Source organism: Nostoc sp. (assembly GCF_036917455.1).
Classification (GTDB): Bacteria; Cyanobacteriota; Cyanobacteriia; order Cyanobacteriales; family Nostocaceae; genus Nostoc.
On sequence record NZ_JBALDK010000243.1, the window covers coordinates 20,992 to 41,203 of the forward strand.

Sequence of the window (20,212 nt, forward strand, 5' to 3'; positions counted from 1 at the left end):
TTAAGAAGCTTTTTTTTCTTCCGTAAATTTAATCAGCAGAATTTTTATCTGACTTAAGGCATACTTTCTATCTTATACTTTCGGGTTAGTCTTTGATATTTTAAATATTCTTATGCTCAATACTCTCATTCTTGTGACTATTGAGCAATTAACAATTATTTTTGATTAACAATAGGTGTTTTATCCCCTTGGAAAATTCTGATAATTCAGAGAAGATGCAAAGCAAAAGGTAAACCCCATACACAAGTATAGAGGCTTGAGCGTTAAAGGATTGCGCCTATCTACAAGACGCGATCGCCATCGTTGCAACTTACATAGCTGTCAATTTCCTAACACTCCATAACTAAAGTTGTTGCTTCGTCCCAATCATAAGAAGGTATTTCTTTTTTCTCCGCTGCTCCTCTATATTTTTGTTCAAAGCCCTATAACATACTTTTGCCACTCTGTATGCAATCCACTCTTAAGATGTTTGCTGACCTCGAAATAGAGGCTGCTATAAGGTTGGCGGGGAGGATGACGTAAAGGCATGTGAGCTTCATGGGGAGTGCGACTACCTTTTTTAACATTGCAACGGACACAAGCTGTTACAATGTTTTCCCAGGTATCGCCCCCGCCACGCGATCGCGGTATTACATGGTCTAAAGTCAACTCATCTCCTGTGTAACCACAGTATTGACAAGCATGACCATCCCGGTGCAATATATTTCGGCGAGTCAGAGGAATTTCTTTATAAGGAACGCGTACATAGTGACGTAACCGGATTACGGTCGGCAACGGAAAATCCGAGTACAGGAATTTACCGTTGTGTTCTACGCGTTCTGCTTTGCCTTTGATTAACAGAACCACAGCACGCCGCCAACTCGTGATATTGAGAGGTTCGTAAGATGCGTTTAAGACTAAAACCTTCCCCATGTATCTGCGCTCAGGGTATTAGCTTTACATAAATGTTAACACAAATACACCCTACTAGGGAGATGAGAATAAATTATACTTTCGGCAGAATTCTACAATTAATTTATGAGTTAAGAGTTATGAGTCAATAGTTAGCGGTTTGAAAGTAAAACTTCTCACCTTGACAGCAGGAATTTTACGTAGGCTAATGCAAATAACACAGCAAAAAATTGAGACACAAGATTTAATTATAACTTTTTGATCCTAAATCTTAAGTTTTATTTTGCTACCGCAATATCTTGTATCAATTCCAATATGAAGGTTAAACTTCCTATTTAATCTGATCTCGCTTTTAGGAGCGTGTATAGATAGATAACTTGAAAGTTTAGCCGTGGTGGGATAGGAGTCAGTACAAATGTTAAGTCGCAAAGAAATCCCTGGTGTAGTTCCTAATCAGCAGTGCGACCCCTACGCGTGGTTTTCGCAACGAGCTTGGGTAGAAATTGATTTAGGGGCATTGTCGTATAACGTGCAGCAATTGGTGCAGTTTTTATCGCCACACACTCAGTTGATGGCAGTAGTAAAAGCTGATGCTTATGGACATGGAGCGGTAACAGTCGCCCAAACTGTAATTCAATCGGGAGCTAGTTGGCTGGGAGTCGCTACAGTTCCAGAAGCTATTCAATTGCGAGAAGGCGGGATTGAAGCGCCCATTTTGATTTTAGGAGCAACTCATACACCAGAACAGATTCATGCGATCGCACATTGGAAACTTCAGCCCACACTCTGTAGTCCTAAACAAGCTTTGGTATTTTCCGATACTCTGGAATCCATGAATCATGGTTCTCCAGTGGCCGTACACATCAAATTAGACACGGGAATGTCTAGGTTAGGAACTAATTGGCAGCAAGCTGGTGAATTCGTGCAATTAGTGCAGCGTTTACCACATCTATCTATTGCCAGTGTTTATTCTCATTTGGCAACAGCAGACGATCCTGATACTACGGCAATGGAAGAACAGCATAGACGATTTGAGGAAGCGATCGCCCAAATAAAAGCAGTGGGAATTGAAGTGCCATACTTGCACTTGGCAAACTCAGCAGCTGCACTCACAGATCCGTCATTGCACTATGACATTGTGCGAGTAGGTTTAGCTGTTTACGGACTCTACCCAGCACCGCATTTACAAAATGCGATCGATCTCAAACCAGTTTTGCAACTTAAAGCACGAGTCACCCAAGTTAAAACAATTGCAAAAGGAACTGCTGTCAGCTATGGGCATAAATTTATTGCCCCGCGCGAACTTCGCCTTGCTGTCGTGGGAATTGGCTATGCTGACGGCGTTCCTCGCAGTCTTTCTAACAAAATGCAGGTGTTAATTCGCGGTCAGAGGGTGTCGCAAATCGGGACAATTACAATGGATCAGTTGATGCTGGATGTGAGCGCCATACCCAATATCCAAGAAGGAGAAGTAGTCACTTTGTTAGGGGAACAGGGAAAAGAACAGATTTCAGCAGATGATTGGGCAGAACAATTAAATACTATCTCTTGGGAAATTCTCTGCGGGTTTAAGCATCGTCTGCCTCGTGTTGCAGTTATGTAATTGGGCAGGGGGAAGGGTGCAGGGGGAAAAACTCTTCTTCTCCCCGACTCATTTATTCCCTATTCCCAAAAATAATTTCTTGTGGTAAGATTATGAACTGATGCGGATATGGCGAAATTGGCAGACGCGCTAGATTTAGGTTCTAGTTCCGAAAGGAGTGAAGGTTCAAGTCCTTTTATCCGCACTTGTGATTTTACGCTCGTGTGATATCAAACTGAAGAAATCGTCTCTCCTACCTTTTTTGGAGAAAATTTCAGACTGTGGCTGTGCTTTGTCGCCCCATGTAGCAATGCAACGTGAGCGCTGGTTTGCTTTTAGGCAGGTGGGCGAATGCTATGGCACGGCTTCGCCAATCGCATTTGCCACAAGGCTAAACACTAGCTTCAAGGGAGCAAAATGTCCTGTAGAGGAAGTCTTTTAGGATTTTCAGTTATAAAAAGTTTTGAATAATCACCTCTAAGCTCGACTTTATCCATTTTTTGGCAACGCTTAAGCTGACGCTGAAAGCTTGGTATGACGGGAGTTTTACTTTTTAGTTTTCACCGAAAATCAGTAATATGGAAAAAGTTTTTGGCAAAAAGCTAGGGTTTTACCAATACAAGAGATGCAAGTTATTAATTTTGGATAAAGTCGTGTCAGGTCAGATTTTGACAATTATAACTTTTTAAAAATCAAAAATAAATCCTAATATTAGTTACAAAAGTAACTATTTCAACATGACTTTGTATACAGGCATATACCTGATTATTCCGATTACATTGAAGATGTACAAATCAAGTAATGCAAGGCACATTAAAGGATATATGAACCGCTTTAAATCTATTCTTCTTGGAGGCTTATTAGCAGCTGCTTCAATTGCTGCTGTTTCTCAAAATGCTAATGCTGCTGAATTTAAATTTGAGCATGATAATTTTAATCGTAATACTGTAGCTTTTAATAACAGTAAAGTCGAACACGAACCTCAAGTCCGCGAACAACGCGCTCGTGAATTACGCGAACGTCAAGCTCGTGAATTGCGCGAACGTAAAGCTCGTGAGTTGCGGGAACGTCAAGCCCGTGAATTCCGTGAGCGTCAAGCGAGACTTCATCACTAAGCTGAAATTTACCTCACTCATATTACGTTAGGAGAGTATTGCTACTCTCCTTTTTTTATTTGCATAAATAAATCTGCTTAAATTAATGCCCGAATTCAGCTAAATCTGAGGTGATAAGTTTTTCAATTAGTTCTATAACACCATCCCCCCGACTACCATTAGTCACAAAATCTACACGCTCTTTGAGCGTCGGCAAAGCATTGGCAACTGCTACTGAATAACCACAAATATTGAGGAAATCATGGTCATTTTCTGCATCGCCAATCCCGACTACATTTTCAGGTGATAACTGCATCTCATCCAAGGCGGCAGCTAACCCTGTGGCTTTATTAATTCCTGATGGTAGCACCATCACCGCACCTTTATTCAATATGACTTGTAATTCTAATCCCATCTGGCGGATAGTTTCTAAAACTATGGTTTCTTGGGGATGCCAAGTCGCAACAATTACACGGCCAACTGACAAGGAATTGACTTGGCGATCGCGTAATGCGTTAATAAATTCTGCTGATGGTTGCGAACCTAATAGTTTCTCCCGACGGGTAGCTGGTGAATATAGCAAAGCGCCGTTTTCTGCTACTACATAATCAAATAAATCTACTTGTACAAAAACTTGCAGCAATTCATCTAGCTGTCTACCTGTCACCAAGATGAGTTTGTAACCAGAATTCCGCAGACGTGAGAGTGCTGCCAAAGTATTTTCATTTACATGATTGTCAGTTGCTAGTGTACCGTCGTAGTCAGTGGCCAATACAGAATAACGCATAAAGCCAGTAAATAAAGACACGAAGCATTCAGCAATTATACATCCTAATCTTTAATCTAGAGATGTGGCGAGCGTACTCACACTACATCCGCAGTACGAATAAACCGGCGATCGCGCAAATTTTTTGGACAACCAGAAAAATTCACCTGGAGACTTGGTTAATTTCATACCTTTTCCCAATCTAGTTATTATTTACTCTAAATTGTGTTTTATTTATTTCAAAAAAATCAGTATTATCCCTGTAGTCACAAGAGGGTTGCTTAATGAAGAGTGGCTTTATTTAGTACTTATATGCTTAAAGACTGGATTTTTTTAAGTGTAAATACAGAAGTTCAAATATATTGATTTAAGAAAATCAGTATTATTCCTGTGGTCAGATTGGGGTTACTCAATGGAAAGTGGCTTCATCTAGTCTTGACATTTCTATGTCTTATTCTCCAAAGATGTCTGTAAATCTCAGTAACAGGAAGTAAATTAATAATAATTTACGAATTTGCTGAGATTTGATCGTTTGAAAACAACGCTATTTTCATTGAGTTTCACCACAAACCCTAAATATAAACTGATGTACTTTAATATACAAAAGTTTGATGCTTTTTACTTGATTTTAATTGTGGAATAACTCTATACGAATTTAGTTTACACGGATCGAATTTAGCTGAAGTAAAAGCAAAATGAGCACAACTCCTATAGGTAGCTACAGGTTGTTCCAGAAACTACATCCGCTATCTCTGTTGGCACAATTAACCAGTCGGCGTGCTACAGGGTGCTTAAGCATATTTACTGGAATAGTTTCTTGGTCAATTTATCTAGAGGACGGTAAACTTACTTATGCCTCCTATTCAGATAAACTGTTTGAGCGGCTTGACAGTCACTTACGACGCTTAAGCCAGCAAATTCCTGCTCTCAACAGCGCCACTCGCGTGCAGATGCGGCTAATGTTTGAGACAAAGAATGAACATCAATCAATAGCCAATGCGGATTACCAAGCTATTTGTTGGTTAGTAAATCAGGACTATATTACCCCTGTACAAGCAGCAAGCCTGATAGATGAATTAGCGAAAGATGTAGTGGAATCATTTCTGTGTTTAAAAGAAGGTAGCTATGAATTCAGTCCAGAAAGCTCTTTGGATGAACTACCAAAGTTCTGTCGCCTGGATTTACGGTTACTTGTTGAACACTGTCAAAAACAGTTACGAAATCGGCAAAATATCCAGTCATCAATTCCATCTGGTGGGGGTTCCCAAGTTTTATCTAAAATACAACCGTCTCAAGTTCAGCTACAACTGCAAATAAAACTTGGGCAAAAGTTGCCGATACCAATCAATTTTGATATTCCTGAAAATAATAAAACTATTCAGCCACCTGCTGGCAAAAAACTATATACAATTGCCTGCATCGATGATAGCCAAACAGTTTTGAATTCTATCAAACATTTTTTGGATGAAAATACATTTTCAGTTGTAACAATCAACGATCCGGTTAAGGCTCTAATGCAAATTCTGCGGAGTAAGCCCGATCTGATTTTACTAGATGTTGAGATGCCGAGTTTAGATGGTTATGAGCTATGTTCCTTATTACGGAAACATTCAGCTTTTAAACATACACCTATCATTATGGTAACAGGTAGAACAGGGTTTATCGATAGAGCAAAGGCGAAAATGGTCAGATCGTCAGGATATTTGACTAAGCCCTTTACACAATCAGAATTACTAAAAATGGTTTTTAAACATCTTGGTTGATTTAAACAAGGCAAATAATAATAAAGCTAATATGTTTAATTTATTTTTTTAGGAGATTTAATAGTGAGCCTGACTTTGCTTGGCACAATTCTGATTGTAGAAGATTCTCCCAGTGAATTGGAATTAATGAGCCATTATCTCAAAGAGAGTGGTTACAACGTAATTAAAGCAAGTGGTGCAAAAGAGGGTTTAGAAAAAGCTGTGTTAGAAAAACCAGATGCGATCGTTACTGATGTAGTAATGCCAGAAATGAGCGGATTTGAGTTGTGTCGTTCTTTGAGAAGAAATCCGATTACTTCAAAAGTGCCGATTGTGATTTGTAGTTCCAAAAATCAAGAAATTGACCGTTTATGGGCGATGAGACAAGGTGCAGATGCCTACATAACTAAACCTTATACTCGCGAACATCTCCTACGTACTATTAAATCAGTGGTAATTTGAATCAATGACTAGTACAAACGTTACACTTCCTTTAAAACCAACTCAAAATAATTTAGCAGACGGTTATCTAAAGTTTCAGTTAAATCAACAGACTGCTGCTGTTTTATCAATGAAGCATACGCAAGAAGCAATTCTTGTGCCTATTGAATCTGTAACCCCAATGCCTAATATGCCCACCTGCATATTAGGATTAATGAATTGGCGGAGTCGGATAATTTGGGTAGTTGATTTGCCAAGAATGCTCAATTTGGAATCTCTTGATTATCGACTGCGGCAGTACAGTGCGATCGTTATTCAAGTGGAATCATTGGTACTAGGTTTAGTTGTGCAAGAAATAAAAGGTACCACTAAGTTTATTCCTGATAATATTCAATCACCTATAGGACAAGTGGCATCCAGTTTAGTTCCTTATTTATGTGGCTGTGTTGTCCAACAAGAAGAAATATTGCTGGTATTAGATGCACAGGCAATTGGGCAATCTTCTATTCTCCGTAGTGAGTAGGGTGTACTACTAAAAATTTTAGTGTTCTTATTCACATAGTTAGGATAACTATATTTATGTTTAATAAAACCAACGGAAATCAAGGTAATAGCGCTCAAAATCGAGCATCACTGATTTCATCCCAAAAAATAACTGGTAGTGCCATCAAATTGCCAACTAAAAATAGTAGTGAAACGGCTAATAATTCTTCGCTAAATCAAGCTTTTGCCTCTTTTACAAAACTTGGATTGGCTAAGAAAGCGACTATTTTAGCGATCGCAATCAGTACAATACCAGTATTGGGTATCGGTGCGATCGCTTTTACTTTTGCCAACAAGTCCATTACTAAGCAAATTACCCAGTCTCAACAAGCTGAAGCCACTGGTTTAAGTGATAAAGTTAACCGCTTTATGTTAGGACGCTACGGTGATATTCAGGTAATATCAAGTTTGCTTTTTTTGACAAGTCCCCAAGCTAGTGTAAATATCACCACTCAGCAAAAGCAAGCAGTCCTAGATCGAGTTGTCGAAGCCTACAAAGCTTATGACAGCGTTGCTGTTTTTGATCGTCAAGGTAACTTGATTGTCCAATCCACAGGCGAACCTTTGGATAACCAAAAAGACCTTACCTACTTTCAAGACGCTTTACAAAAAGATACTCCTGTCATCAGTAAACCGGAAGCAGCAAAAAACACTGGTGTAGTGAATATTTATATAGCTGCACCTGTGAAAGAGACAAGGACGGGCCAAACCATTGGTGTGGTCAGAGCGCGGATGCCCGTAAAATCTTTAGAGGAAGTCATCAAGAACTACGTAGCCAATGGACAACAATACTATTTGCTCGATGCTTCAGGAACAGTTTTCTTGAGTCCCCAAAAGGAATTATTGGGGAAAGAAGCAAAAGCAGAGTATTCTAATTTACCTAAACTGCTGGCAGCAAACAAGGTAGATAGTTTTATAGATGTTCCCAAAACTGACAAAAAACCAGAATTAGTCAGCTACGTACCAGCTAGTAGGCTAGACGGCTTACCAGATTTAAACTGGCAAGTACTTTTATCTACAGATACAGCAATTGTATTTGAGCCGCAAAGACAATTGTTGTGGACTATAGCCATCGGTACAACAGTGACAGCATTGATTGTGGGTGCGATCGCATCTCGGTTAGCTAAACTAACTACACTACCAATTATCACTGCAACTGCGGCATTAGCAAAGCTTGGTCAAGGTAAATTCAATACCCGTGTGGAAATCGAAAGTGAAGACGAATTAGGGGTATTGAGTGCAAATATCAACCTTATGGCCGAACAATTGCAGGTTTTAGTTAAGGAACAAGAAGTAGATATTGAAGGGGCAAAATTACTAGCAGATATTACCCTACGAATTCGGAAAAGTCTCAAAACTGAAGATATTTTTCACGCAGTAGTGAAAGAAGTTCAGCAAGTGCTAAAAACAGACCGAGTAATCATTTATAGTCTGAATCCAGATAAGCGGGATGGTGTTGTTGTTGCGGAATCGGTAACTGGTAATTGGCCAGAAATGCTCGGAGTGAAAATCGACGAGCCTTATTTTCGGGAACGTTATCTAGAAACTTATCATGATGGACAGGTGCAAGCAATTGCCAACATTCATCAAGACCAAAGCCTGAAAAATGCCAACGGTTACATTCAATTTTTAGAAAAATTTGCTGTCAAAGGTAATTTGGTCGTACCAATTCTTGTCCAAGAGCAATTTTTAGGCTTATTAATTGCTCATCATTGCGAAACTCCTCGGGTTTGGCAACAGCCGGAAATTGACTTGTTTAAACAGATAACGACTCAAGTCGGTTACGCCTTAGAACAAGCCAAGTTATTAGAAGAGATTGAACAAGTTAGGAATGTTGCAGGCACCGATTCTGACGATGAACGGCATCAAAAAGAAACACTGCAACAGCAACTTTTAGAACTGCTCAACGACGTAGAAGGCGCAGCCAGAGGCGACTTAACAGTGCGTGCAGACGTGACGGCGGGAGAAATAGGCACTGTTGCCGACTTTTTCAATTCCATTGTCGAAAGCCTCCGAGATATTGTTACCCAAGTTCAACAAGCTGCCACCCACGTTAATACTGCCATTGGCTCTAACGAAGGAGCCATCCGCCACTTGGCAGAGGAAGCACTTACCCAAGCTGCCGAAATCAACCGCACCCTCGATGCTGTTGACCAAATGACCCAATCCATGAAAGCCTTAGCCGAAAGTGCCGAAAAAGCTGCTTTCGTTGCCAATCATGCGGCGCACACTGCTACCAAGAGTGGACACGCAATGGATTTAACAGTCCAAAATATCATGTCTTTGCGGGAAACTGTGGGTGAAACTGCTAAGAAAGTTAAACGTCTGGGAGAGTCTTCGCAACAAATTTCCCGCGTGGTGTCCTTAATTAACCAAATCGCTATTCAAACTAACTTACTGGCCATTAACGCCGGTATTGAAGCAGCGCGTGCGGGTGAAGAAGGTCAAGGTTTTGCCGTAGTTGCGGAAGAAGTCGGCGAACTAGCAGTCAGGAGTGCCGCAGCAACCCAAGAAATTGAACAAATTGTTGAAAATATCCAACGAGAAACCAGTGAGGTGGTGCAGGCGATGGAAATAGGCACTACCCAAGTAGTGGAAGGAACTCGAATTGTGGAGGAGGCTAAACAAAGTCTAAGTGAAATTTTGGATGTATCCCTTCAAATTGACTTCTTAGTGCAGTCGATTTCCACTACAACTGCATCTCAGGTTGAAACATCACAAAGTGTTAGCCAATTGATGAAAGATATTGCTGCTATATCACAACGCACCAGCGATTCTTCTCGTCAAGTTTCCCAATCTCTGCAACAAACTGTGGAAATTTCTCAGCAGTTGCAAGAGACTGTCGAGGCTTTCAAAGTTAGTTAAGTTTGTCATTTGTCATTTGTCATTTGTCCTTTGCTAGTGACCAATGATGAATGAATTTTGTTATTTGTTTGTCGTCTTTTTACTAATGACCAATGACTAATAACTAATGATCAATGACCAATAACTAAGGACAAAACCCATGTTACAAGACAAAGAATTAGAAATCCAGATGCAGTTTCTGGAAGAAGCAACTGATTACTTAAATACGTTAGAAGGTGTGTTGCTAGAAATCGATACTAGTAACCGCATCGATTTAGATAAAATCAATGCTGCACTCCGAGCCGCTCATTCTATTAAAGGTGGTGCGGGGATGATGGGATTTAAATCGCTAAGTCATTTATCTCACCGTTTAGAAGATTCCTTTAAAGTTTTAAAAACTAAAAAAAGTTCTCTAGAAATTGACACCCAATTGCAAAGTTTATTGCTATCTGGAGTTGATTGGCTGCGTCAGATTGTCGAATTGCTTGCAGAAGGAAATGTTGTTGAAGATGCGTGGTTAGCAACCTTTTGTTATCCAGTTTTTGATGAGTTGCACGATCGCTTAGGCGACCCCACCCCAGAGGATGCGTCATCCATGCTATCTCCAGAGGATGGACAAGACGTTATCCCCTTGCTATTTGCCACAGAAGTAGAAGAGTGTTTGCAGCGTCTAGAATCTTTATTGGCAGATAGCCAACAGCCCGGATTGCATGAAGAAATTGTGATCATGGCAGCCGAATTAGGCGGTTTGGGTGAAATGCTCCAGTTGGCAGCTTTTAGCAAGCTTTGTGAGTCAGTAACGCAGCAATTGGAAACGGCTAGCAGCGATCGCATTCCTGAAATTGCTCAGTTAGCATTGCAAGCATGGCGGCGATCGCAAGCTTTGGTGCTGACAAATCAATTAGATAACTTACCTACAGAACTTGATTTTGGTAGTTATACGCAATCGCAGCTACTATTACCATCAGCAGAAGTAGCACCACAACTTCTCCCCGCAGATACAGATATTCTCGATCCAGAAGTAGTGCCCACATCTGTTTGGCAACCAGAAAACATTAGAGAAAATTGGACTAATGATGAAGCGTTTGCGCAGCCTAGCACAGGTATCGCTGCTAATTTTACATTTGTAGATGCAGAATTTGCAGATGATGTTAATGCTATCAATATTACAGAACAAAATCCTATATTTGTTAGGGAAAATAATCTTTCAGATGCTAAATACAGCGAGGTGAAAGGAGAGTCAAATGGCGTTGTTAAAGATCGGGAAATTCCTGAGAATAGCGTTCGAGTTCCCAGCAAACAACTAGAGCAAATTAATGATTTATTTGGCGAACTGATTGTTCAACGAAATGGCTTAAACTCGCAACTAGAAAGATTACGCAAACTAGTTCGTAACTTGAACCAGCGAGTACAAGTTCTTGACCGGGAAAACCAGGATTTACGTATAGCTTATGACAAAATTTCTACTCAGGCTGCTACGTCTACTAGCGTGGGGGTGCAAGCTGAAAATGGACACCAAACACAAGGCATAGAGAGGGAATTTGATACTTTAGAAATGGATCGTTATAACGATTTAAACCTGCGATCGCAGGAAGTTATGGAAACTATTGTTCAGGTACAGGAAGTGACAACTGATGTGCAACTCAGTGTAGATGATACAGACCAAATTGCTCGTAAAATTAACAAAACATCCAAACAGTTACAGACAAAGTTAAATCACATCAGAATGCGGCCACTGTCCGATTTAACCGAACGTTTTCCTAGAGCTTTGCGCGATTTAAATGTAGAGTATGGGAAAAATGTCCAGTTAAAAATTGAAGGTGGCAACACGTTAATTGAACGCAGCATTTTAGAAACATTAAACGAACCTTTAATGCATCTGTTAAGGAATGCTTTCGATCATGGTATCGAAGATTCTGGAACTCGCCGCCTTCTAGGTAAACCAGAACAAGGATTAATTGAAATTACAGCCAGTCACCGCAGTAATCGTACCCTCATTACCATTCGAGATGATGGTTGGGGCATTTCTTTGGAGAAAATTCGCACCCGCGCCCTAGCTATGGGATTGGATGCTTCATTACTAGCTAATGCAAGTGATGAAGAACTATTATCACTAATTTTTGAACCAGGTTTTACTACCTCCGAGCAAGTTACAGCATTATCTGGCCGCGGTGTCGGAATGGATGTAGTTCGTAACAACCTCAAACTGATTCGAGGAGATGTGAAAGTTGATACGGAACCAGGAGTTGGTACTACCTTCACCCTATCAGTACCATTTACACTTTCCGTTGCACGAGTTCTGCTGGTAGAAATCAACAAAATGTTATTGGCATTTCCCACAGATGTCATTTCAGAAATATTCTTACTCCAAAACGAGCGAGTTTTTCAAATGGCAGGTAGCGAAGTTCTAAATTGGCAAGGAACTATGCTGCCACTGATTCGCCTAACTCCTTATTTAGAGTTTAATTGCCTCCGCTACGATACCTCAGAATTAGAGACTCCGGCAGCAATTAATGCTAACAGTGTGTTAGTAGTCAAAGGGAATAATCAGCCAGTAGCAATCCAAATAGACCGTTGCTGGGGCGAACAAGAGGTTGCTATTCGCCAAGTTGAGGGAAATATACCTTTACCGGAAGGCTTCAGCAACTGCACAATTCTCGGTGATGGTCGAGTAGTGCCACTAGTTAATGTTAATGAATTGCTATATTGGATTGCTACAAATCGCCGGACTCCTAAAGGTATTCAATTACCATCAGCAAGGTTAAAAACGCCATTCTTGATATTTGATGAAAATAAAATATCAGCTGCATCTGTGAAGCAGAAAGGTACAATTTTAATTGTAGATGACTCGATTAATGTTCGCCGCTTTTTAGCCCTGACTCTTGAAAAAGGAGGGTATCAAGTAGAACAAGCTAAAGATGGTCAAGATGCTTTAGAAAAACTCCATAGTGGATTGAGAGTGGAAGCAGTAATTTGTGATATTGAAATGCCTCGTCTAGATGGTTATGGCTTTTTAGGTAAGGTAAATTCAGACGTTGATACAAAAAATATTCCAGTTGCAATGCTGACTTCTCGTAGCAGCAATAAACATCGACAATTAGCTATGCAATTGGGGGCAAGGGCTTACTTTTCTAAACCTTATAACGAGCAAGAATTACTCCAAACGCTGGAGGAAATAATTCGTAATGTGGCAGAAAAGGCAGCTTCTAATTAAACGTGAGTTAGACGGTTATAAAAAGGCAAAAGCTTGCTAGATACCCTCGATTGAAATTTAATCAAAAAATTTCTTTGCACTGCCTTCTATCGTTTTTAGTTCCGTCTAACTCAGGTTAAATCAAGGTTTTGAGTGCTTAGTTTGTGCGCTGATTTTACATCCAAAAGTTAAAAATGTTTGTGTATTGAGTTGGCATAATAAAAAGCAGGTGCTACAGAAATGACTAGAGCTTCATCTTTACCACCTGATTATACTATTCGCCAAGTTCGTAATATCGACATTCCAGTTGCTATAAATTGTGAATTAATTTCCTGGAAATAAAATACTTCCAGGAACCTTTATTAAGCCTCTACTTTTACACCCTTCCAGAAGGCCACATAACCCTCAATATTCTTAGCCTTCTCCTTGACGCTGGGATAGTACCAAGCAGCATCTTTGTTGATTTGTCCATCAACTTCAATACTGTAGTAGTTAGCGACACCTTTCCAAGGACAAGTAGTGTGGGTGCTACTGTCTGTGAAGTACTCTTTTTTAATGGAGTCAACAGGGAAATAATGGTTGTTTTCCACAACTACGGTGCGATCGCTTTCGGCCAAAACTGCGCCATTCCAAATTGCTTTCGGCATAAGTGAGTTTGCAAATAAACTATACACTTAACATTTTGACACGATCGGCTTACTTTATCCTCCTGAACGGCTAACTTACATTAGAGTCCATTCAAGCTCAAATCAATAATCAATAAGATTTATCGAAAACTTTGCAATGCCAATATTGATTGGCATCACTTTTGTTTATCAAATTAAAAATTAAAAGTATTTGCTTCCCTGATGAATATTTTCTAGCATATTGGTATAGAAACGTAGTTAGTAAAAAAGTTTAATTTCAGTTTCTAGCCGAAATAAAGAAAATTTAGAAGACAAGATCCTCATTACTATGAAACTTACAAGCTTTATAAATTATGCACAAATTGTTGCATGGATGAATTCTATGTCTAAAATCAATAGCGTTCATACAGCCAATAATAACAATGACGCATCAATAAACACAGCCGTCAACTCTGACGCTTTATCTAGCTATTCGACAAATGTAAATTCTCTCAAATCATTTGACACTGCTTTTATTGCATATCAGATGATGGGTCTGAGTAATTTTGATTAAAGAAGAATTTAGAAGATAGTGACTTAATAACAAGAAAAGACAACTACTAAAAATAGGCTTTTATTACTAAATAAAGTTAACTAATTTAGTCAAAATTAGGCGAAAATCATGAAGATTATAAACTTGATAAATTCTGCGCTTATTGTTGCGTGTATTGCTTTTCTACCTGCAATTGTTGACGCTCAAGCAGTTAATACTAACAATAGTGCTGAACAAATCAACACAGATTCGTCAAATGTCAGCTATCTTCAACCTTTCAATATTGCCTTTTTAGCTTATAAAGGTGCTTTCAAAGAGCAGGGTATTCCCAGTGCGGGTCGTTTGATATCTGAATTCCAAATAGGAAATGTGACTGCAAAAGATGTGGTTGAGGCTGCTATCAAGGCTAAAAAGTTACCAGTACAAGTTTTGAACGATCGAGGTTATGTCAATGCGGTTGAGTCGCAGTTCAGATCAATGATCGATGGTATTAGTCAGTGATTTAGGTAACTAAGTGCAGGTTGGTCAAAGTTTGTAAATACGTGATAAAAAGTGATGTCTACGAGGGGCTGTGCCTTCGCTCCTGCCTTTTTATAGCATAAAGCGATCGCAGCCTACAGCCCCTTTAAGGTGGTGACAACTACCGCAGAAGCAATATCTGCGTTGCTGTCAACGCCAGTTTTACTCAAGGGGGGTAACTGGAAATTAGCTCACCGATTAAAGAAATTTCCTGACTTTATTGCGGTTCTAGAGGCTGCTACTTCCCAAAGTTAGATAAAAATTTATTACACTAATGACCAGCTATATGATAGTATTTCATGGCATTATGCTAAAAAACTTTGACTGAAACCAAAGAGTTACCAACCCATGAGTTTAGCTGTAATTAAGTTCTCTTCAGAAGAGTGCGGCATTTGCCACAAAATGTCTTTTTATGACAAAAAAGTGGCTGAAGAACTGGGTTTAGAATTTATTGATGTGAAAATGCAGGATACGACTGCCTACCGCAAGTATCGCAAGATTTTATTGACTCAGTATCCCGACAAATCAGAAATGGGATGGCCTACTTACATCATCTGCAATTCTCCAGAAGGGGAATTTCAGATTGTGGGTGAAGTAAAAGGGGGTCATCCCAAAGGGGAATTTAGAAGCCGTCTTCAAGAGGTTCTGAATTCCACAGCTAATCAGAACTAATTACCTCAAAAGATTTAACCTCTAGGACAGGGCCAATCATGGCAGTTGTCATGATATCTTCACGCACCTGTCCCTTAACTTTTGCTTTTTGTGCTTCTTTGAGTAAGTCTTTGTCAGCCCCTCTGAGGATCTCGTAAGTAACGCCCTCTTCTGTGACTAATGCCCATGCGCCTGTGCCAATATCACGGCGTTGGATTGTACCTGTAAGTGTAATGCTCATAAATAGTGCTGATTTGTTAGTGCTGTTAGTGGTAGCGGGGCATTTAGCCCCTGCTGAGTGGGGGAGTTAGGAGTTATTAAGAATTCTTCCCAATTCCCCATTTCCCATTTATGCTATCTTTTCTTCGTTTCTCAATGCTAAACGAACAAGTCCATAACAGATTAGGGCATTGGCGATGAGGAATAGGCGTGCTATGTTACCACCTCCCAAACCCCAAACGGCTGGATCGAAAAATGCACTTACCGTCAAGCACGCTGCTACACCTAATGTTGAACCAATGGCAAACCATTTCCAACTAGGATGTCCCAATAGCAATGCCATCAACACGATGGGAATCAGTACGCTAGCAAATAGGGGATTCAAGGCATCAGTTCCTTGGAGGGTATTACCTAGTTCGGGAATTGAACTGCCCAAAACTCGGAAAGGCCATTGGGGAAGATCAAAAATATAGATTCCCTTGAGGAAGAATAACCCAGAACTGCCGGCAATTAGTCCACTTGATAAAGACCAACTCCAAGTGAAGGGGAAGTAAACCCGTAAAAACCAAGCCAGCAGATAGGAACCAACTACCATTAAAATCTTGGGTAACAGTGCCACTGCACCACCATCTATCCAAAAACCGGGATTAAGATAGCCACTATCCCGCAACCACCGAAAGAAATCTGGAAAACTGATTTGCCCTCCAAAGGCTAGTTTGACTGCTGCTTCTGCATTAAGTTGTCCAGCGCCATAATAGTTCAAACCATCATCCTGAATAACTCGTGCTGACTGTTTGAGGACTTTTAAAATTTCATCTGGTTCTTTGATGCCAGCCGCTTTAATTAAAGCTGCAACACCAGCAACGTGGGGAGCAGCCATGCTTGTTCCCTGAAAGCCTAGAAAGACACCTTCACCCTTTTCATCAATAGTTTCTTGGAGAATCTTACCAGCTTCACTACCACCAGGAGCCGAGATATCTACCCCAGCGCCAAAGTTAGAGTAGGGCGCTCTTTCGCCATCTGGGCCAATTGCCGAAACGCCGATTACATAAGGATAGCGGGCTGGATAGCTTGCCCCATTGGTGTTTTCATTCCCGGCTGCGGCAATAATAACTACACCTTTTCTATGGGCATACTCGATCGCTTCTTTCATCAACTTGCTTTCACCGCCACCGCCCAAGCTCATATTAATTACATCTGCGCCTTTATCAGCAGCAAATTTAATCGCTTCGGCAATATCGGCAATCGTACCCCCACCATAAGAACTGAGTACCTTCAGTGGCATCAGACTGGCTTCATAAGCAATTCCAGCTACGCCATATTTGTTATTTGTGGCTTGGGCAATAGTTCCGGCAACATGAGTACCATGACCATTATCGTCTGTGGCTTCTTCTCGGTCGTTAACAAAATCATAGCCTTTGACGAATTTTGTCTCATATAAGTCGCGCACCTTAGTAATCCCGGTGTCAATTACCGCAACTGTGATGCCACTGCCTTTGGTTTGACTCCATGCGCCTTCAATACCGATTTTGTGCAAGTTCCACTGCTTGCTGTAATATTGGTCATTGGGGCCAGTTAATGAAGGACTTGCTTCATCATCTTCTTGGGGTGTCAAAAATTCGCCAAGCCAAGCAGCTTTGCCGGGTTGTGGAATCTTCCTGTAAATATAATTTGGTTCAATGAATTCTGTAGCTTGGGCAAATTGAGATTTTTTCAGTTCTTGAAGTCGCTGGCGATCGCCTTTGACAATATACACATTATCTTTTTTGGAAAACTTGTTGTCTAATTGGGGTGTAACGTTGTATTGTTTGGCGATCGCTTGCAAGTCCTGTTCCACCACTACTGATGGAATATCTTCCCGAAAATCAAGCAAAATCGTCTCAAACTCTCCTTTAGCTGCCAGTCCCTGAAAATTCAGGAAACCAAACATGGCAGATCCCAGCCCAATGACAAACAAGCACAATAATATAAGTTTTCTCATATTAACTCATCACCGCTTTTTGCCAGTTTGCTCACTACCATAACTTATCTGCATCCCTTGTTGGTGGATTTTGCACTTTTAGTTACAAGTTTCGCTCACGACTCAGGATTTTTTAAACGATGGAACGTGGTCTTTTGTGGTTGCCCCTGTTAGTAATGTTTTTCTGGTTGGCTTGGCAAGGCTCGAAGGAGTATCAAAAAGTTGAAGCCTATCGCACTTGGGCAGAGCAATTTGAACGGGCTAAGTACGATATTTATTCAGTATTAGGTCAAAAAAGCAAGGATATAACTTGGGGAAAACCAACACCTAAAGGGCCTATTAGACTAGAAACATTCTCTTTGCTTGATGTCAAACAAATCCATCTTTTAGTAGATGATAAATCAGTAAACATAGAAAATGCACCTGATAAAGGTCGTTCCATAGAATTAGAATTTATCTTTTCCGAATCTACTAACTCAATACGTATTCCATTTACAGAAATTCCTTTGGCGGCACAATGGGGTAAGTTTTTGCAGGAATTATTACAAGACTTGCACTCAGAACCACAGCAGTAGTTATATTTAAACTACAAATCCCAGATGATAAGTAGTCGTACAGAATTAGTTACACAAAAACTGGGCTGAAATTCTTGTCTGGTAAAGAATCAATATGTAATTAATTCTGTCGGGGTACTTATAAGAAGTAAAAATTTTGCCATCAAATTACAAAATTATAGGGGCACAAATATATTGCACCCCTATACGATCTATTCAATTCAAAACCGCCTTAAAAGTCGATTCATGTTTGGATTACACTTCGACTCAGTTGAACCGACCCAACTATGCTTGAACAATGAAGTCGGAGGCAGTAAGAGTGGGCGCACCAGTAAGTTTTGCAAATTGACCGCCAGTGCCGAAACCAGCAGCACTACCATTTTGATTGTATAGTAATTGCCCAGTTATTGGGTCGTAAACAATCACAGCATTACTAACTGCCCCTAAACTAGTGATTTGAAAATCGCTAGCTTTACTAAAACCGGTTCCCGCAACGGAATTAAGGGCATTAAAAGTGGTCTTATCAAGGATAATCTTGTCACCTTGAGAGTGATTGAAGTCAGCGATCGTATCAATACCTATAGCAGCGCTATTGAAGGCAGCATTGATGTCGTACAGGAAAGAGTCAGCACCCATACCACCCACAAGAGTATCATTGCCTTGTCCACCAATGAGAAGATCGTTGCCAGTACCGCCCCGCAGTAAGTCGTTACCACCGCTGCCATTGATGGTGTCATTACCTCCTTGACCATTAATTACATCGTTGGAATTGTAAAAACCGCTGATGTTATTGTCCAAGTCATTGAGGAACGTAACAGCGTTTGCGGTGGAAATATACGGTTGAGTGGAGTTGGCATTAATCACATCAAAGCTTTTGGTAACACTGGCTTCTCCGTCAAATTGGATATTACCGATGGCGGGTCTTGTTGTTGATGCGACTAAGTTATCTAGATTTTGTAACTGAAAGTTTTGCAGAGTGACTTTGGTATTAGCCACATCTTCAAAGGTAACTTCTAAATTGTTGCCATTTTGAGTTAATTGCAGATTTCTCGCAGTTAAGCCAGCCCCAATAAATTTCAAGGTATCTACCTTGGCAATCACCGCAGCTGACGGGTTTGAGCTAGTGCCTACACCGCCAAAATCTGTGATGATGTCATTGCCATTGTTTAGCTTGGTAATAAAGGTGTCATTACCAACTGTGCCATTGAGCACTCGAATTTCCGGAGCCGGAACGGGTTTAACTATGCCACTAATGGCAAAGTCAAAGGAACTTTCATTAGTATCATTGTTGTTTAAAATAAAGCTGCCACTATAAGTACCAGGTGTAGTGGTATTGAGTGCCACTGTGATGGCTGTAGAAGCATTAGCAGCCACACTCGTCGGAAGAGTTCCAACCAAACTAAATCCGTCGGGAAGTTTCAGATTACTCAGGTTGAGTGCGGCTGTACCAGTGTTCTTGATGGTAAAGGTTTTGGTCAAGGTGTTATCGGCAACGACATCGCCAAAGTTAATCGCAGTAGTACTGCCATCTGCAATGTCAACTGTGCCATTGAGAACTTGAATTTCTGGAGCCGGAACGGGTTTAACTATGCCACTAATGGCAAAGTCAAAGGGACTTTCATTAGTATCATTGTTGTTTAAAATAAAGCTGCCACTATAAGTACCAGGTGTAGTGGTATTGAGTGCCACTGTGATGGCTGTAGAAGCATTAGCAGCCACACTCGTCGGAAGAGTTCCAACCAAACTAAATCCGTCGGGAAGTTTCAGATTACTCAGGTTGAGTGCGGCTGTACCAGTGTTCTTGATGGTAAAGGTTTTGGTCAAGGTGTTACCGGCAACGACATCGCCAAAGTTAATCGCAGTAGTACTACCATCTGCAATGTCAACTGTGCCATTGAGAACCTGAATTTCTGGAGTCGGAACGGGTTTAACTATGCCACTAATGGCAAAGTCAAAGGGGCTTTCATTAGTATCATTGTTGTTTAAAATAAAGCTGCCACTATAAGTACCAGGTGTAGTGGTATTGAGTGCCACTGTGATGGCTGTAGAAGCATT

Annotated in this window: 18 protein-coding genes and 1 tRNA gene; 13 read left to right on the top strand and 6 right to left on the bottom strand. The window is 40.5% G+C overall.

The features are described from left to right. Positions 1 to 414: 414 nt before the first annotated feature. On the bottom strand, positions 415 to 912 hold the full coding sequence (locus V7K42_RS27085; protein ID WP_069070622.1) for an HNH endonuclease: 498 nt from the start codon (positions 910 to 912) through the stop codon (positions 415 to 417). 394 nt (positions 913 to 1,306) lie between these two features. Here V7K42_RS27085 and alr point away from each other — a divergent pair, with 394 nt between their 5' ends. The 4 genes from alr to V7K42_RS27105 all read left to right on the top strand — a co-directional run bounded on the left by alr (position 1,307) and on the right by V7K42_RS27105 (position 3,588). Continuing rightward, complete coding sequence (gene alr, locus V7K42_RS27090; RefSeq protein ID WP_334920560.1) at positions 1,307 to 2,494, top strand: alanine racemase; 1,188 nt, start codon at positions 1,307 to 1,309, stop codon at positions 2,492 to 2,494. A gap of 102 nt (positions 2,495 to 2,596) precedes the next feature. After that, a tRNA-Leu gene (locus V7K42_RS27095) sits at positions 2,597 to 2,678 on the top strand. Beyond that, positions 2,652 to 2,915, top strand: coding sequence for a hypothetical protein (locus V7K42_RS27100; protein ID WP_334920562.1), 264 nt, complete (start codon positions 2,652 to 2,654; stop codon positions 2,913 to 2,915). Before V7K42_RS27095 ends, V7K42_RS27100 begins: the two co-directional genes overlap by 27 nt. A 382-nt stretch (positions 2,916 to 3,297) precedes the next feature. After that, a complete protein-coding gene (locus V7K42_RS27105) occupies positions 3,298 to 3,588 on the top strand; it encodes a hypothetical protein (protein ID WP_334920564.1) in 291 nt (96 codons plus the stop codon). An 82-nt stretch (positions 3,589 to 3,670) separates the two neighbouring features. On the opposite strand, the gene V7K42_RS27110 is transcribed toward V7K42_RS27105, so the two are convergent. Next, on the bottom strand, positions 3,671 to 4,375 hold the full coding sequence (locus tag V7K42_RS27110; protein ID WP_334920566.1) for an HAD family hydrolase: 705 nt from the start codon (positions 4,373 to 4,375) through the stop codon (positions 3,671 to 3,673). Positions 4,376 to 5,028: 653 nt separating this feature from the next. Here V7K42_RS27110 and V7K42_RS27115 point away from each other — a divergent pair. The 5 genes from V7K42_RS27115 (at position 5,029) to V7K42_RS27135 (ending at position 13,117) form a co-directional block, all read left to right on the top strand. Then, positions 5,029 to 6,096 (top strand): response regulator, encoded by a 1,068-nt coding sequence (locus V7K42_RS27115; RefSeq protein WP_334920568.1) that lies wholly within the window; start codon positions 5,029 to 5,031, stop codon positions 6,094 to 6,096. 63 nt (positions 6,097 to 6,159) lie between these two features. After that, on the top strand, positions 6,160 to 6,537 hold the full coding sequence (locus V7K42_RS27120) for a response regulator transcription factor (RefSeq protein ID WP_334920570.1): 378 nt from the start codon (positions 6,160 to 6,162) through the stop codon (positions 6,535 to 6,537). A 4-nt stretch (positions 6,538 to 6,541) separates the two neighbouring features. Then, the gene (locus tag V7K42_RS27125; protein ID WP_334920572.1) at positions 6,542 to 7,039 is read left to right on the top strand and encodes a chemotaxis protein CheW; all 498 of its coding nucleotides are present in this window, start codon (positions 6,542 to 6,544) and stop codon (positions 7,037 to 7,039) included. Positions 7,040 to 7,095: 56 nt separating this feature from the next. Then, positions 7,096 to 9,924, top strand: coding sequence for a methyl-accepting chemotaxis protein (locus V7K42_RS27130; RefSeq protein WP_334920574.1), 2,829 nt, complete (start codon positions 7,096 to 7,098; stop codon positions 9,922 to 9,924). A gap of 139 nt (positions 9,925 to 10,063) precedes the next feature. Continuing rightward, positions 10,064 to 13,117 (top strand): hybrid sensor histidine kinase/response regulator, encoded by a 3,054-nt coding sequence (locus V7K42_RS27135; RefSeq protein WP_334920576.1) that lies wholly within the window; start codon positions 10,064 to 10,066, stop codon positions 13,115 to 13,117. Positions 13,118 to 13,458: 341 nt separating this feature from the next. On the opposite strand, the gene V7K42_RS27140 is transcribed toward V7K42_RS27135, so the two are convergent. Next, positions 13,459 to 13,743: a DUF427 domain-containing protein gene (locus V7K42_RS27140; protein ID WP_334920578.1), complete on the bottom strand. Its 285-nt coding sequence runs from the start codon at positions 13,741 to 13,743 to the stop codon at positions 13,459 to 13,461. A gap of 361 nt (positions 13,744 to 14,104) precedes the next feature. Here V7K42_RS27140 and V7K42_RS27145 point away from each other — a divergent pair, with 361 nt between their 5' ends. The 3 genes from V7K42_RS27145 to V7K42_RS27155 all read left to right on the top strand — a co-directional run bounded on the left by V7K42_RS27145 (position 14,105) and on the right by V7K42_RS27155 (position 15,445). Continuing rightward, positions 14,105 to 14,275 carry a hypothetical protein gene (locus V7K42_RS27145; protein WP_334920580.1) on the top strand — a complete coding sequence of 57 codons (171 nt, stop codon included), beginning with the start codon at positions 14,105 to 14,107 and terminating at the stop codon, positions 14,273 to 14,275. A 108-nt stretch (positions 14,276 to 14,383) separates the two neighbouring features. Continuing rightward, positions 14,384 to 14,755: a hypothetical protein gene (locus tag V7K42_RS27150; protein ID WP_334920582.1), complete on the top strand. Its 372-nt coding sequence runs from the start codon at positions 14,384 to 14,386 to the stop codon at positions 14,753 to 14,755. A gap of 366 nt (positions 14,756 to 15,121) precedes the next feature. Continuing rightward, entirely contained in the window at positions 15,122 to 15,445 is a 324-nt protein-coding gene (locus V7K42_RS27155; protein ID WP_094327275.1) for a thioredoxin family protein, read from the top strand. Here the strand turns inward: V7K42_RS27155 and V7K42_RS27160 are convergent. Then, entirely contained in the window at positions 15,432 to 15,665 is a 234-nt protein-coding gene (locus tag V7K42_RS27160) for a hypothetical protein (RefSeq protein WP_094327274.1), read from the bottom strand. The two genes, V7K42_RS27155 and V7K42_RS27160, sit on opposite strands and share 14 nt — an antisense overlap. A 108-nt stretch (positions 15,666 to 15,773) precedes the next feature. Then, positions 15,774 to 17,624 carry a S8 family peptidase gene (locus V7K42_RS27165; RefSeq protein ID WP_334920583.1) on the bottom strand — a complete coding sequence of 617 codons (1,851 nt, stop codon included), beginning with the start codon at positions 17,622 to 17,624 and terminating at the stop codon, positions 15,774 to 15,776. 119 nt (positions 17,625 to 17,743) lie between these two features. Between V7K42_RS27165 and V7K42_RS27170 the strand changes: the two genes are divergently transcribed. After that, positions 17,744 to 18,178: a hypothetical protein gene (locus V7K42_RS27170; RefSeq protein ID WP_334920585.1), complete on the top strand. Its 435-nt coding sequence runs from the start codon at positions 17,744 to 17,746 to the stop codon at positions 18,176 to 18,178. Positions 18,179 to 18,442: 264 nt separating this feature from the next. Here V7K42_RS27170 and V7K42_RS27175 read toward each other — a convergent pair. Further along, on the bottom strand, positions 18,443 to 20,212 hold a 1,770-nt coding region (locus tag V7K42_RS27175), incomplete at its 5' end, for a choice-of-anchor D domain-containing protein (RefSeq protein ID WP_334920587.1).